The organism is Mesorhizobium sp. G2-6-1 (genome assembly GCF_055809095.1).
This window is the reverse complement of the sequence record NZ_CM147896.1, coordinates 1,615,200-1,628,791: the sequence shown is the minus strand read 5'-3', so window position 1 is coordinate 1,628,791 and position 13,592 is coordinate 1,615,200. Positions and strand designations below refer to the sequence as shown.

General features: G+C 55.4%; 15 protein-coding genes and 1 other RNA gene. 6 read left to right on the top strand and 10 right to left on the bottom strand.

Going from position 1 to position 13,592, the window contains the following annotated elements; all coding sequences use genetic code 11:
- Positions 1-449: 449 nt before the first annotated feature.
- Positions 450-896, bottom strand: coding sequence for a YtoQ family protein (locus AC0L7S_RS07785; protein ID WP_473473805.1), 447 nt, complete (start codon positions 894-896; stop codon positions 450-452).
- Between the two features lie 456 nt (positions 897-1,352).
- On the opposite strand from AC0L7S_RS07785, the gene AC0L7S_RS07780 reads away from it, so the two are divergent.
- Positions 1,353-2,399: a lysozyme inhibitor LprI family protein gene (locus tag AC0L7S_RS07780; RefSeq protein ID WP_473473804.1), complete on the top strand. Its 1,047-nt coding sequence runs from the start codon at positions 1,353-1,355 to the stop codon at positions 2,397-2,399.
- A gap of 539 nt (positions 2,400-2,938) precedes the next feature.
- Here the strand turns inward: AC0L7S_RS07780 and msrB are convergent.
- The 4 genes from msrB to AC0L7S_RS07760 all read right to left on the bottom strand — a co-directional run bounded on the left by msrB (position 2,939) and on the right by AC0L7S_RS07760 (position 6,033).
- Positions 2,939-3,340 (bottom strand): peptide-methionine (R)-S-oxide reductase MsrB, encoded by a 402-nt coding sequence (gene msrB, locus AC0L7S_RS07775; RefSeq protein ID WP_473473803.1) that lies wholly within the window; start codon positions 3,338-3,340, stop codon positions 2,939-2,941.
- A 100-nt stretch (positions 3,341-3,440) separates the two neighbouring features.
- Positions 3,441-4,631, bottom strand: coding sequence for a vWA domain-containing protein (locus AC0L7S_RS07770; RefSeq protein WP_473473802.1), 1,191 nt, complete (start codon positions 4,629-4,631; stop codon positions 3,441-3,443).
- A 5-nt stretch (positions 4,632-4,636) separates the two neighbouring features.
- Positions 4,637-5,083 (bottom strand): GNAT family N-acetyltransferase, encoded by a 447-nt coding sequence (locus AC0L7S_RS07765; protein ID WP_473473801.1) that lies wholly within the window; start codon positions 5,081-5,083, stop codon positions 4,637-4,639.
- A 110-nt stretch (positions 5,084-5,193) separates the two neighbouring features.
- The gene (locus AC0L7S_RS07760) at positions 5,194-6,033 is read right to left on the bottom strand and encodes an AAA family ATPase (protein WP_473473800.1); all 840 of its coding nucleotides are present in this window, start codon (positions 6,031-6,033) and stop codon (positions 5,194-5,196) included.
- A 187-nt stretch (positions 6,034-6,220) separates the two neighbouring features.
- Between AC0L7S_RS07760 and AC0L7S_RS07755 the strand changes: the two genes are divergently transcribed.
- From AC0L7S_RS07755 to AC0L7S_RS07740, 4 genes are all read left to right on the top strand, one after another.
- Positions 6,221-6,631 (top strand): DUF4345 domain-containing protein, encoded by a 411-nt coding sequence (locus AC0L7S_RS07755; RefSeq protein WP_473473799.1) that lies wholly within the window; start codon positions 6,221-6,223, stop codon positions 6,629-6,631.
- Positions 6,632-6,659: 28 nt separating this feature from the next.
- Positions 6,660-6,814: non-coding RNA, 6S RNA (ssrS, locus tag AC0L7S_RS07750), on the top strand.
- 114 nt (positions 6,815-6,928) lie between these two features.
- The gene (locus tag AC0L7S_RS07745) at positions 6,929-7,519 is read left to right on the top strand and encodes a 5-formyltetrahydrofolate cyclo-ligase (RefSeq protein ID WP_473473798.1); all 591 of its coding nucleotides are present in this window, start codon (positions 6,929-6,931) and stop codon (positions 7,517-7,519) included.
- Positions 7,520-7,579: 60 nt separating this feature from the next.
- Positions 7,580-8,404, top strand: a complete 825-nt coding sequence (locus tag AC0L7S_RS07740) for a TIGR00282 family metallophosphoesterase (RefSeq protein WP_473473797.1) — start codon at positions 7,580-7,582, stop codon at positions 8,402-8,404.
- Between the two features lie 31 nt (positions 8,405-8,435).
- Here the strand turns inward: AC0L7S_RS07740 and AC0L7S_RS07735 are convergent, their stop codons facing one another.
- Positions 8,436-9,605: an NAD(P)/FAD-dependent oxidoreductase gene (locus AC0L7S_RS07735; protein ID WP_473473796.1), complete on the bottom strand. Its 1,170-nt coding sequence runs from the start codon at positions 9,603-9,605 to the stop codon at positions 8,436-8,438.
- A gap of 98 nt (positions 9,606-9,703) precedes the next feature.
- Between AC0L7S_RS07735 and AC0L7S_RS07730 the strand changes: the two genes are divergently transcribed.
- A complete protein-coding gene (locus AC0L7S_RS07730; RefSeq protein WP_473473795.1) occupies positions 9,704-10,585 on the top strand; it encodes an HpcH/HpaI aldolase/citrate lyase family protein in 882 nt (293 codons plus the stop codon).
- A gap of 296 nt (positions 10,586-10,881) precedes the next feature.
- On the opposite strand, the gene AC0L7S_RS07725 is transcribed toward AC0L7S_RS07730, so the two are convergent.
- The 4 genes from AC0L7S_RS07725 to AC0L7S_RS07710 all read right to left on the bottom strand — a co-directional run bounded on the left by AC0L7S_RS07725 (position 10,882) and on the right by AC0L7S_RS07710 (position 13,567).
- Positions 10,882-12,135 carry a D-amino acid dehydrogenase gene (locus AC0L7S_RS07725; RefSeq protein ID WP_473473794.1) on the bottom strand — a complete coding sequence of 418 codons (1,254 nt, stop codon included), beginning with the start codon at positions 12,133-12,135 and terminating at the stop codon, positions 10,882-10,884.
- Between the two features lie 20 nt (positions 12,136-12,155).
- Complete coding sequence (locus AC0L7S_RS07720) at positions 12,156-12,728, bottom strand: GreA/GreB family elongation factor (RefSeq protein ID WP_473473793.1); 573 nt, start codon at positions 12,726-12,728, stop codon at positions 12,156-12,158.
- Positions 12,725-13,144, bottom strand: coding sequence for a nucleoside diphosphate kinase regulator (gene rnk, locus AC0L7S_RS07715; RefSeq protein ID WP_473473792.1), 420 nt, complete (start codon positions 13,142-13,144; stop codon positions 12,725-12,727). The genes AC0L7S_RS07720 and rnk overlap by 4 nt, the downstream gene beginning before the upstream one ends.
- A 339-nt stretch (positions 13,145-13,483) precedes the next feature.
- The gene (locus AC0L7S_RS07710; protein ID WP_473474223.1) at positions 13,484-13,567 is read right to left on the bottom strand and encodes a hypothetical protein; all 84 of its coding nucleotides are present in this window, start codon (positions 13,565-13,567) and stop codon (positions 13,484-13,486) included.
- Positions 13,568-13,592: the final 25 nt, after the last annotated feature.

The window sequence follows — 13,592 nt, the reverse complement described above, 5'->3', positions numbered from 1 at the left end:
ACGGCTCCGGTCACTGCGTGGTTACGCGTTCCGTGTTCCTCTGTAGTTCGCGGTATTTCAAACGAGTCTTGGTCAGTCCACAAGCCGCCAATTCACCAAATACCGGAAGAACGCGCATTCTCGCATACTGGAACGTATTGCTCGCGATTCTGCTGAACTAGTTAGACGGCGTAATTTCTTGCTTGCCAAGGTTGGGGTCGAGCGTTCGAATCGCTTCACCCGCTCCAATAATTCAAGCAACGAAAAGCCGCGGAATTCCGCGGCTTTTTCGCGTTTCAGGCAAGTTGAAGTCACTGTGCGCAAAAACGGCGCAAGAGGCCAGGGTTACCGCTGGGTTACCAGTGCGCGGATTCGACGCAGCGTGAAATCGCAATGTCGAAGGGGTTCAAGGCCGTTCGCCGACGCGCCTCTCGAAAAAACAAAGCCGGGTGGCGCAGGGGTTAGCAATATCATGGCAGCGCGCCGGTCAGAACATAGCGCAAGATTTGGACGACCTGTTCGGGACGTTCCGCAACCGCAAGGGCTGCCGCATCGACCTCTTTCAGTGCATGCTGATGATCGGGTCCGTGCAGCACGATCAGCGACTTTCCCAATGCCGATGCAACACCTGCATCAAAGGCCGCATTCCATTGCCGGTACTTCTCGCCAAAGCGAACGACCACGACATCGGCTTGGGCGATGCCGCGCCGGGTGCGGATCGCATTGATCTGAGCACCCTTGCGATCATGCCAGAACTTGCTGTCCTCAGAGCCCAGGATCGCAACACCGCAATCGTCACTTGCTTCGTGGTTGGTCACCGGACTGTCGAAGCTGACATCCATATCTTTTGCGCCTTCTATGATCCGGTCGCGCCAATCGGTATGAATCTCACCGGACAGATAGACCTTCAGCGTCATGACATATTTCCTTTTGTTGCGGGCGTCCCGTCACTCGACTTTCGTGCTTCAGCCAGCGGGGACGTTGTCAGGACATACCACTTTGCGGATTCGACGCAGCGTGAAATCGCAAAGTCGAAGGGGTGCGCAACAATACGGACGCCCTCAACTCGGTACCCAATAGCTGTAAGTGGGTGGATTCCTACCCAGCTACTTTTGGAAAGACATTTGAGAAAGCAGACGTTCCTCCGATTGCCGACTTTGGGGCCGATATCAGACCGTCCGGATTTGGTAATATGGGACAGCAAGCTGACATTTAGCAGAAGCCCCTGATCGGACAGTACCACAGAATGATCTGGTGGTTATTCTTACCATTCCAGAAAGATATGTTCTTAATTTTTCTCGGCTGGAAATTCGGTATGGTGAGCTGAAGAATAAGGTTATATTATTGAATTCATCACCGGAAGGTAATTCACCATGAAGTCAACTTTGATATTCAGTGTTTTCCTTTTCATCGTGCCTGTAGCCCCAGCCTCGGCGCAAGACACGCAGTATTGGGGAGATCGAAAAGACGAACTGACAAGCGGCACGGCATATCAGGCATCGAAGTCGGAGTGCCGGAGCGTTCGTGATTTGTCTCCGCCAGCTTCTGATCATGTGAACAACAAGACCCGAGCGGCACTTGAGGGGTGTGACGCGGAGAAGCTCTATTTCGGGATCGGCGTTCGCGCGCAGCAAGAAGAGGCACGCGACTGTGCCATGCTGAAGCCTCGAGACGGAACTGATCCGTTCGACGGCGCGGGGTTGCTGTCAATGGTCTATGCGAATGGAACAGGCGCTAGAAAGGACCTCGATCTGGCGATCCATTTCGCGTGTTACATGGAGGGAGCGCCTTTCGAGATGGCGGGACGAATTGAACATCTGATGAATATCCGTGCAGGACAGACCGGGGGCAATGCATTTTCGGTTTGTGACGATGCCACCAGTGGCTACTTGGCAGGGCGCTGCGCTTTCCACGAGGAGCGCATCGCCAATGCAGCGCTGGATGGGCGTATCGGCAAGATACTGGTAAAAATGAGCGGCGCGCAGCAGGCTGCTTTTTTCCGGCTCCGTTCTGCCATGGATAATTACGCTGAAATGAGCGCGTCGAACGAGGTAGACCAAACCGGATCGATGCGCGGCGTATTCGTCAGTGCGCGGAAGGACGAGATCCGCTCTGCCTGGAGCAAGCTCTTGATGGCTTTGGAAAATGGCCAGGCAGTTCGCTCGAAAGCAGGATTGGCCTTGTCTGACAAGGAACTGAACAAGGTTTACCAGCGCATCATGGCGAGACCGATGCCATACGCCGACATGCCCGGAGGGGTAACACGAGACGGCATACGCTTGGCCGAGCGTGAATGGATCAAGTACCGTGATGCTTGGGAATTCTTCGCCGAGATACGCTATCCAAAAGTCGATACGCTGGCGCTCAAATCAAACCTCACGGAACTGCGAACCGAATTTCTGCAGAGCTTGGTCAATTGATCGATGCGAGGCCATCCCTGCCAACTTCATAATAGCGCGGACCCTCTCGAATCCGTATTCGGCACGAGCGGGTATCACGCGCGCAGTGTTTGCGGGTTGTTAGCGATGACGCGCAACGGTGACCTCCAACTGTGTCTGCTCTCAGTCGACAAAAAACTGATCTCATTGTCTGATTTGAGGGGCATTGCTGTTGCGGCCCCTAGTCTGTGAATGACTACTTCTGGATTTGGCGCGCTAAGCCCGGGACGGCTTACTTGAGGTCGGAATCTGACGTTCGCTTATCGCGGGGCCGGAGTCTGCTTCCGGCGCTCAACGCTTGTCGGTTTCTGCCGCGCGCATTGTGGCGTAAGGGTCGGCGCCTGTTGCTCTGCTGACGGTTACAAATTCGGCCACGTCGAGCCGCCGCTCACCGAGTTCAAACTTCGACGCGAACGTTTGGCGTTAGAAGACGACGCTTGGGCCACAGTCGTATGGTCTTGAATGCCATGCTCAAGCAATTGTTGTCTGAAAACAAAAGTTTGAAACCAAGAGGCGGAAAATCAGGCCGGTTGGAAGTTCAGCGCCACACCGTTGACGCAGTAACGCAGGCCAGTTGGCGGAGGGCCATCGTCGAAAATGTGGCCCAGATGGCTGCCGCAGGTTGCGCAATGAACTTCGGTTCGTACCATACCGTGGGTGCGGTCGGTTGTGGTTTCGACGGAGCCCGCAACCGGATCGTTGAAACTGGGCCAACCCGTTCCACTTTCAAATTTCAACGTCGCTTCGAAGAGCTTGCTATCGCAGCCGGCGCAGGTGAAAGCACCCGCCCGGTGTTCATGCAATAACGCACAGCTTCCCGGCCGCTCAGTGCCGTGATTGCGCATCACTGCATATTGCTCCGGCGTCAGCCGATCACGCCATTCGGCATCAGTGCGGGTTACGGGGTATGCCTGGCTATCCATGATATTCTCCTGCCTTTGCGGCTGTTGTTTTTCAAACCCTGTTCGTTTGAAGATAGGTGTTCGTTACATGCTTTCCCAGCAACGTATGGGCTCCATGAAATTAATGCTTGCGTGACAATTGTCGCGTGGCGGCCTCCAGCCCGGCAAGCGTCAACGGAAACATACGGCCATCGAGCAGATCCCGAATCATGCCGATCGAATGGGTATACATCCAGTGTTTTTCGCTGGTCGGATTGAGCCAGATGGCATTTGGCCATTGTTGAAGCACGCGGCCAAGCCAGACAGATCCAGCCTCCTCGTTCCAGTGTTCAACCGAACCACCGGGATATGTAATTTCATAAGGGCTCATCGAAGCGTCTCCGACAAATATCGCCTTATAGTCGGGACCATATTTGTGGATCAGGTCGAAGACCGAAACCGTCTGCGAGCGCCGACGGTGATTGTCTTTCCAGACGCCTTCATAGATACAATTATGGAAGTAGAAATATTCGAGTTGGCGAAATTCCGCCCGCGCAGCAGAAAACAATTCCTCCACCGATCTTATATGATCGTCCATCGAACCGCCGACATCGAAGAACATCAAAAGCTTGACCGCGTTGCGCCGTTCTGGTCGCGTCTGGACATCGAGATAGCCGTGTTCGGCCGTCGCCTGAATGGTGCCGGGTAGATCGAGTTCATCTTCCGCACCTTCCCGAACCCAACGACGCAAGCGTTTGAGTGCAATCTTGATGTTGCGTGTACCCAGTTCAACGCTGTCGTCGAAATTGCGAAATTCGCGCTTGTCCCAGACTTTGACAGCGCGTCTGTTGCGACTTTCGTGCTGCCCGATGCGCACGCCTTCGGGATTGTAACCATAGGCCCCGAATGGCGATGTTCCGGCCGTCCCGATCCATTTCGAACCACCCTGGTGGCGGGCCTTTTGTTCTTCCAGCCTTTGCCTGAGGGTTTCCATTAGCTTGTCGAAGCCACCTAGCGCCTCGATCAGCTTCTTTTCATCGTCACTCAGATGCTTTTCAGCGAGCTTGTGCAGCCATTCTTCCGGAATTTCGGTACTGTTGAGCGCGCTGTCGGCCGCTAGTGCATCCACTCCCTTGAATGCGTGAGCGAATACCTGATCGAAACGATCTATGTAGCGTTCATCCTTCACCAAAGCGGAGCGGGCAAGGTAGTAAAATCCTTCGATGTCGTAATCGACCAGCCCCGCTTCCAAGCCCTCCAGCAGCGAAAGATATTCCCGTAGCGAAACGGGAATTTTGGCGGCCTTCAGTTCGAGAAAAAAGGGAATGAACATATCGTTTACAAGAGATCGTATTCGATGAAGCCGGTGCGGTGCGCCACACGGTCATAAAGCCGACGCGCAGTGGTGTTGGTTTCCTGTGTCATCCAATAGACATTGCTGACGCCGATCCTGGCGGCCTCCTGTCTCACCGCCTCGATCAATGCCGCGCCAATGCCTTTGCCACGTACATTCCGGTCGGTGTAGAGGTCTTGCAAATAGCAATTATTGACCTTTGACCAACCGGACCGGTGGTAGAGAAAGTGGGTCAAGCCAACGGCCCTACCATCAAGATGGGCGATGAAGCCCTTCGGCTCGAATTCAGTGGGCGTAAAAAGGCGTTCCCATGTGGTCGCGTAAACATCTTCGGGCAGCGCGGTCTCATAGAAGGTGAGGTATTCACCCCACAAGCGGTGCCAGTCTGCGTGATCAGATTTTTCCAGTGGGCGAACAATGATGTCAGTCATGGAGCCTCCGATAAGGTTTCAAGCTTCGTGTGATGCGAAGTGTAACTTCTATTCTCATAGCTGCGATTGGGGCAGTGAAAGGCCTCCGCCTGCCATCCATGCTGTTTGCCTTACCCTTGCCTTCGCGCCATGAAAGCAAGACGCTCAAACAGATGCACGTCCTGTTCGTTCTTCAACAGGGCTCCATGCAGTTTCGGCAGCGCATTCTTGGGATCGGCACGCAGGTCGGCAGGGTCGATATCGTCGGTCACCAGCAGGCGTATCCAGTCCAGCGCCTCGGAGGTCGACGGTTTCTTCTTCAGTCCCGGAACATCACGGATTTCGTAAAACTGTGTCAGTGCAGCCCGCACCAGCGCCTGCTTGATACCAGGATAGTGAACATCGATGATTTTATGGAGCGTTTCAACTTCTGGGAAACGGATATAGTGGAAGAAGCAGCGGCGCAGGAATGCGTCGGGCAATTCCTTTTCGTTGTTCGAAGTGATGATGACGATGGGTCGAACGGTGGCGCGAATGGTTTCGCCGGTTTCGTAGACAAAGAACTCGTTCCTATCGAGTTCCTGCAACAGGTCGTTGGGGAATTCAATATCGGCCTTGTCGATTTCGTCGATCAGGAGCACGACCTTTTTGCCCGCCGCAAAGGCTTCCCAGAGCTTGCCGCGCTTGATGTAATTTCCGATATCGTTGAAACGCTCATCGCCCAGTTGGCTGTCGCGCAGGCGTGAGACAGCATCATACTCATAGAGGCCCTGCTGGGCGCGGGTTGTTGATTTGACGTGCCATTCGATCAGATCAAGCCCGAGAGCCGCCGCCACCTGTCTGGCCAGTTCGGTCTTTCCCGTGCCGGGCTCCCCCTTGACCAGCAATGGCCGTTCCAACGCAATAGCGGCATTGACTGCCACCATCAGATCCTTGTCGGCGACATAGGCCGCCGTGCCTTCAAAACGCATCTCATGTTCCTTTATTGCGGCCTGAACCTAAGGACCGGTCCGTCAGGGCGCAAGTGGTTCGATTGCTGCGAATGGTGCGTCGCAAAAGGCATGATGAAACTCTGGCTTGGCCGGTTCCGTACCTTTCTCGTGCCCTGCACGGAAAGGGTCTACGTCAAGCGATGCATTGGGATCGGTCGGATATTTTATGACGAGCAGATTAGCACTTCAAACCTGTGTGGCTGTCCTGGCGGCAACGCCAGTTCTGGTTGGCCTTCAGGGCGTTCTTTCCGGACCTGAATTTCTCCATCTGGTGCAGCCGTGGCCACTCGATCTCGATAGCCATTTTCGTTTTCTGTCCGGGTTCTTTCTGGCAGCCGGTATCGGTTGGTACTCATGCATTCTCGATATTGAGCAAAAGACGGAGCGTTTCCGACTGCTCGGTGCATGTACCTTCACGGGCGGGTTGGCACGGCTTTCTTCATTGATGATTGCGGGTGTACCTTCGACCGGTCACATGCTCGGGCTTGGCATCGAATTGCTTGCTGTGCCGTTGCTTGTGTGGTGGCAGGCACGGGTTGCAAATAGTGCGATACCAACCATGCAGGCATCTGGCTAATGGGACGCCATGCGCCTATATCAGTCGTGACGTTCTGCGCTTCCCGGCAGGAGAGACATTCCCCGGGGCCTTAATTATCCCTAGGGAGCTGTCCCTGTCCGGGCTCGTGGGCTCGGGTATATGGCGCCCACCTACTTTGTAGGTTCCCGGGATCAACTTCTCCACCGGTTGTGTGGATCGTCACTTTTCGAGGGGTTTTAGGTAATCTGACCCGCGCTGAAACGAGTTTTCCTTGACGCGCTGTGGCGTTTGGTTTTTTCTCCGGCCCAATAAACCGGCCCAGTAAAAGAGCCAATCATGTCCCAATCCAGAGAGCAGAAGAATATCGTACGTCGCGAAGCGCTTGGTCGCCGTGATGCATTGGACCCGGCGTGGCGCATCGAAATATCGCTTCGCGTAGCGGAGACGGGTGCTCCTGCGTTGGATTTTGAGCCTGGGACCGTCATTTCCGGTTTCCTGCCCATCCGCTCGGAAATTGATCTGCGGCCACTCATGTTCGCGTTGGGCGAGCGGGGCGCGCGCCTTTGCCTGCCCGTCGTTCAGGACAGGGAAACGATTGTCTTTCGCGAACTGGTGCGTGGCGTGGCAATGGTCGACACCGGCTTTGGCACATCGGGGCCGGGACCGGATGCAAGGGTTCTCGACCCCGATATCATGCTGATACCACTTGCTGCCTTCGATCTTCGGGGGCACCGCCTCGGATATGGTGCCGGGCATTATGACCGCGCCATCGCCCGGCTTCATGCGCGTGAACTTTCGCCAAGGCTGATTGGAGTGGCCTTCGAGTGCCAGCAGGTCAGCCATGTGCCCGACGAGCCCCATGACGTCATTCTGCCCGAAATGCTGACCGAAATCGGCTTGCGCCGTTTCACCGCAACTGGTCAATAACAACAGTGCAACCGCGTGATCTCCTGCAAGAAATCATGCATTTTTCAAAGGCGTGATTTCGTGAGACTGCTTTTCCTTGGCGATATGGTCGGCAAAACGGGGCGCACTGCCGTGCAGCAGCAATTGCCTGGCCTGATTTCCGATTTCAAACTCGACTTCGTCATCGTCAATGGCGAGAACGCGGCTGGCGGCTTTGGCATTACCGAAGCGATCTTTCACGACACGATTGCCGCTGGCGCCGATGTCATCACCACTGGCAACCACGTCTGGGATCAGCGCGAGGCGCTGGGCTTTGCGCCACGTGAAGAACGTTTCCTGCGTCCGGCAAACTTCCCGAAAGGGACCCCCGGCAATGGATCAGGCGTCTATATGAGTCGAGGTGGTGCCCGTATCATGGTGGCCAATATAATGGGCCGTGTGTTCATGCATCCTGAGCTGGACGATCCGTTTCAGGCCGGCGAGCGGGAACTGACGGCTTGCGCACTCGGCGAACAGGTGGATGCGGTGGTGATTGATTTCCACGCCGAAGCAACAAGCGAAAAGATGTGCTTTGCGCATTTCGTTGACGGGCGCGCCAGCCTGGTTGTCGGCACCCATACCCACCAGCCAACCGCTGACCATCAAATTCTCAATGGCGGGACTGCCTATATATCCGATGCTGGCATGTGTGGCGATTATGATTCATCGCTGGGCATCGACAAGGAAGAACCGCTCAGCCGCTTTCTTTCGAAAGTGCCGAAAGGCCGGTTCGAGGCGGCGCGCGGGCCAGCGACTTTATGCGGCGTGGGTGTCGAGATTTCCGACCGGACCGGTCTTGCCGAGAAGATCGCACCATTTCGGCGTGGGCCGCGTCTGGAGGAAACCGTTCCCGCTTTCTGGGGATAGCTGCCTGGAATTGTCCCAAACCCTTTGGGCTTCAGATCACGTTCAATTCGCGAAACGCGCGTCCTTCAGCCACCCGACTGTAATCGAAGACAGCGCAATCCAGCGTGCGATAATTGCCGTGAACGATGAGTTCAGACAAAGCCTTGCCGACCGCAGGGGCCTGTTGCAGCCCGTGACCTGAAAAACCATTGGCGAAAATGAAGTTCCGCACGTCCGGATGCGGGCCTATCACTGCATTCTGGTCGAGCGTGTTGTAATCATAATGGCCAACCCAGGCGCGCGTCATCTTGATTGCTTCGAAGGCAGGAATGCGGGTTGCCAGCGTCGGCCAGATGACCTCTTCGAATAGATTCCAGTCTGGTTCGAAATCGCCGGGATCAGCCGGGCGCTCGCTTTCCTCGTCTTCGGCACCTCCCGTTATGTAAACCGAACCCTCCGGCCTGACATAGATGCCGCTCGGGTCGACCAGCAACGGCATGTCCGTATATTTCTCACGAGCTTCGAATACGAAGACATTACGTTTTCTTGGCTCGACCGGCAGGTCCAGACCAGCCAATGCCGCCACTTTCCCGGCATTTGATCCGGCGGCATTGACGACAAGTCCTGTGTCAAGTCTCTCGCCATTGTCGAGTTCAATCGCTGTGACGCGATTATTCTCGCGCACCATCGACACAACGGTGCCGGTTATAAAATCCACATTTTTGCCACGCAGCGCTTTCCTGAACAGCGCCAGCATAGCATGAGCATCGAACCATCCTTCGCCAGTGCGCCCATAGGTTCCGGCGCTGATGCCTTCGCTTGACAGCCAGGCAAAGCGCCGCGCCAGTGCCGTTGCGTCTTCAAGTATGATGTCCGCACCCTCTGCGACTTGGACGCCATGATTGGCTTGTAAAATCGGCAACCCCTGCTCGCCTGCAAGGATCAGATAGCCGCCTTCATTGAAGCCGATGTCGGCATTCGCACCGAACTCGTCCTTGAGACGGCGGAAAAGATCCAGTGTAAACTGCGATAGGCGAATGTTTTCGCGTATCGAGAATTGCTGGCGGATCGAGGCGCACGACAATGTGGTTGCCGCAAATGTGAATTGCGGATCGCGTTCGATGAGGGCAATCGACCCCCCAAAACCTTCTTCCCGCAGATAGTAGGCAACAGACGATCCTACGATTGCTCCGCCGATGATCACGATGTCGTAATGTGCCATGCCACTCTTTCCGGATTGAGTACAGGTCGTAGAAAACAGCTTCGGCCATTTTATCGCACACTCTTGCAAGGGCCAGCATTGCCGGGCATGAAGACCAGATGACTGAAATTTCGTATCGGCCCCGCCGTTCCGTGCTCTATGTTCCCGCCTCGAATGACAAGGCGCTGGCAAAATTTGCGTCATTGGCCTGCGATGCAGTGATAATCGATCTGGAAGACGCCGTTCTACCTGAAGCCAAGGCTGCCGCTCGGGCAAAGCTTTCGGAAATTTTCGCCAATCGGCCCACCAGGCGTTGCGAAATCGTGGTGCGCATCAATGCCCTGTCTGGTCAATGGGGAAGCGACGATCTCGCCGCCGCCGCGATTTGCCAACCCGACGCCATCCTGTTGCCCAAGGTGAACACCGCCCGCGATATTCTCGAGGCTGGTGATGCGCTTGATGCCTCGTTTGTTCCAGACACGGTAAAATTGTGGAGTATGATCGAGACGCCCAAGGCTCTGATGAATGTTGGCGCTATCGCAGAACTGGGCCGCGACCCGGCATCTCGCCTAGCTTGTTTCGTAGCCGGAACGAATGATTTGGTAAAGGAAACCAGGGTTCTTGCAACGCCTGACCGGCGTTATCTGATTCCATGGCTGATGCAGATGGTGCTGGCGGCACGCGCTGGTGGCATCGACCTGATCGATGGCGTTTTCAACGATTTCCTCGATGCTGCCGGATTTGCGCATCAATGTAGCGAGGCAGCGGCGATGGGTTTTGACGGCAAAACCATCATTCATCCGGTACAGATCGACACTGCCAATGCCACGTTTTCACCGTCACAGCGAGAGTTGGCGGAAGCCAGGGCGATCGCCAATGCGTTTGCTTTGCCTGAAAATAGCGCAAAGGGCGTCATCGCCCTGAATGGCAAGATGGTTGAACGATTGCATCTGGTTCAAGCCCGGAAACTTCTGGCAAAGGCAGCCGCTATCAACACTTGATTTCCCGATGATCGCAAAAGGCGAAAACTTTCCCGCAGCCAGTGCATGTCGCCCAAAAGTGTGCAGCGGTTTTGGGACAACGACATGCACAAAAACAAAGGCTTAAAGAGCGCTGCATGAATCCTTTTAGACGCAACGCGCTTTAGAAGAGAAAGTGTCACATTGGATGGTTTGCTCCTGTCCGAGAGCGTTTCTGGTTTTTAATGAATCGGCAGAACCGCTCTATCTCATTGTTTTAGCCGCATTTCCGGACGCAAAACCGTTTCACACTTTTGCTGGAAATACTCTAATCGTCTTCAGACATAGCGATTCGGCCCGAGTTCGCTGGCATCGATCTCCGGTTTGCGGCCTGAAACGATGTCGGTGAGCACTTTGGCGGAGCCGCAGGCCATGGTCCAGCCAAGTGTGCCATGCCCGGTGTTGAGATAGAGGTTCGGGTATTTTGACGAGCCGATAATCGGTGGCCCGTCCGGCGTCATCGGCCTCAACCCGGTCCAGAAAGTCGCCGCCTTAATATCGCCGCTTCCCGGAAAGAGATCACTGACCGAATGCTCCAATGTCCTGCGCCGTCTTTCATGCAATGCGAGGTCGTAGCCGGAAATCTCCGCCGTGCCGCCAACGCGGATTCGCTCGCCAAGGCGCGTGATCGCGACCTTGTGGGTCTCATCCATCACGGTCGATACCGGTGCCGCGTCAGCATTTGCGATTGGCACTGTGATCGAGTAGCCCTTGACCGGATAAACAGGAATGGACTGGCCAATCTTGCGCATCCAGATGGACGAATAGCTGCCCATCGCCATCACATAGGCATTGGCAACCTTATTGCCCGCACTGGTGGAGACGCCCGCGATCCGGCCACCTTCAACATTAATGCTATTTATCGTTACGCCGAATTCGAATTTGACGCCGTTGGCAGTGGCAATCTCGGACAATCGCTGCGTAAACAACCGGCAATCGCCAGTTTCATCGCCCGGAAGCCTCAAGCCACCGACAATTTTTTCACGCGTGGCACCAAGCCCCGGTTCGGCTGCGACGCACCCTTCAGCGTCGAGCACCTCATGAGGCACGTCATACTGCTTCAATATCTCGACGTCACCGCCGATACCGTCCAGTTGCTTCTGGGTACGAAAAAGCTGCAGCGTGCCCTTGGCGCGCTCATCATAAGCGATGTTGGTCGATGAGCGCAGCGCCTTTAGCGTATCACGACTATATTCGGCAATCGGCACCATACGCGACTTGTTGATCGCATAGCGCTCTGCCGTGCAGTTGCGAAGCATGCGAACCAACCAGCTCCACATATGCGGATCAAATGCCGGTCGCACGACCAGCGGACCATACTTCATCAAGAGCCATTTGACCGCCTTTGCCGGAACGCCGGGCCCGGCCCAGGGCGAGGAATAGCCCGGTGACACCTCGCCAGCATTGGCAAAACTGGTTTCCAGCGCCGGGCCTTCCTGGCGATCGATAACCGTCACCTCATGACCTGCTTCGGTCAGAAAATAGGCCGTTGTCACGCCAATGACGCCGCTACCCAGAACCAGTATTTTCATCGGATGGTCTCCATCGCCCGTCAGGCCGCAGATGGCCCGGGGTCGTCATCGTATGGTCTTCTCTGCCGCATTTCCTGCTTTTCGCCAAGGGCTGGGGCAAGATCTGCAACGCTGTGGACCAGCTTCAAGGCTGGACGTCGTGTCGGGGTCTTTGGCTCTACCTTTTGCGGAGCGTACTCACGCCTTGTCGCTTCTGGCTGATAGAGAATTTTCTCGAGCAAAATCAGGTCGGTCTGACCTGTCTGACGTTCGGTTGAAATCGTTTGCCCTTCGCTCAGACCAAGCATGGCAAGGCCGCGCATGTTGGTGATGGGTAAACCGAAACCGACAAAGCCGCGCACCTCATTTTGAAGAAGTGTACGGGTCTCGGCCGATCCCCCGTTAACGCGAAAAACGACCCTGCTGTTCAGCGTTGCCACATTGGGCTCGATGGCATCGGCCGAAATCACCGTGGCGGCTGCAATTTTACGTTCAAGCAATGGCAGGATCGGGTCGCCAGACGCCACCCGACGCTGGTGCATGACCTCCAGAATCGCGAAGTCTTTTGTCGTCAGTTGGCATGTCGGCTCATCAGTTTCCAGTCGCGACGTCATGATTGCACCTCTGAAACAGGGGGTTCGACAGACGCGATTTCCAGCAGACGTTCCTTTCCGTCGCGGGTTGTCCAGACTGCCGTTTGACCCTGCGCCAACCCGATCAGTGCCGTACCAAGAGGCGTCAGGATAGAGATCCTGTTCTCGGTGATATCGGCCTGTCCGGGATAGACCAGCGTAATGCGTTTCTTGTCGCCTTCGCCATCGCGAAACGCAACCGTCGATCCCATGCGCACAACATGAGATGGCATGGCTTTAGCCGTGGCAATTGTTGCCCTATCCAGTTCCGACAGCAGATCTTCGGCGGGGCCCGGTTGGCGTTCCAATGCCGTATGCGCCAGTCCTGTAAGCCTGTCATGATCAACGGCACTTATAAGAATTTCGAATTGCGAGCGATGCTTGGTTGCTGCACTCATGTGCGTGAACCTCTTCCAATTTTAGTGTGTGATGCGCGCCTCATCATCATTCAACCTCAGCCTGCCGGGTTCATTCGCATGGGAAAAACCTTATGGGCGGCTTGCTGGAAGCTTGAGTGATGGCGACGCGCTAAAAGAGCGCTTCACATGATGCGAAGCCACTCTGGCGTTCAATATGTTTGAAGAAATGCCCCGCACCGCCCGATCGCATTCAGCGGTCGAACCGGGGCTAAGATCCCGCGATTGGGCACACCCTGAAGCAGGCCTGGATTTGAGCAAGGTTTCTCATGAGCCAAGCCTCGCTGACAAGGCATTGCTTGTCAAGCGTGGCCAAAACACTCATTGATTCGCATAAACACGGTGGAACCGGCGACCAAGGCTGGTCAATACCTCATAGCCTATCGTGCCGGTGATACCCGCCACGTCGTCGAGTGTTTGCGATGGTCCA